The organism is Phormidium sp. CCY1219 (assembly GCF_055795085.1).
On sequence record NZ_JAYFEQ010000713.1, the window covers coordinates 1 to 557 of the forward strand.

At 42.4% G+C, this 557-nt stretch carries 1 protein-coding gene; it reads right to left on the bottom strand.

Annotated features, from left to right (window positions below; genetic code table 11):
* Positions 1-551: group II intron maturase-specific domain-containing protein (locus AC0QH1_RS21140; RefSeq protein ID WP_324633298.1), on the bottom strand; the 551-nt coding region annotated here is incomplete at its 3' end.
* Positions 552-557: the final 6 nt, after the last annotated feature.

Sequence of the window (557 nt, forward strand, 5' to 3'; positions counted from 1 at the left end):
TGTCTATGAAGAAGTTGGAGGTTTTTGTATTCATCCTTTCCACCTAAGGTTTCTGGGATGATGTGGTCTACTTCCATGATGTCTTCTTCTTTGAAATAATGTCCGCAGTGGATGCACTTCCCTTTTTGTTTCTTCAAGAGTTTTGATACCCTCTTTGGAACACCGGGTTGTTTTCCCATTCTTGTACTCCAGTATTTGAGATTGCCGTCGTATGGGCTGGCATTACCTTTCACTTTAACGTGTCTGACAATTGGAGTCTCGGAGTGGTATTGCAATTTGATTGGATTTGTTTCCACTCGCGTTGCGAATACCCAGTGTTGATTCCCTATTGTTTGCCAGTATCTCTTGGCTACCCATTTTTTACTTTTGTTGGAATGCCTTCGGTTTCCCCATTTGGTTAACTTCCAATATAACAAGTTATCCATTTGAGAAAAGATTTCCTTAGACACTACTGTTGAGTAGTAGTTGCTCCACCCTCTGATGACCGGGTTGAGGTGTCTTATTAACCCCTCTTGCGGTGCTGCGCTGTGGGAGTCTACTATCTCTTTCAGTTTCTT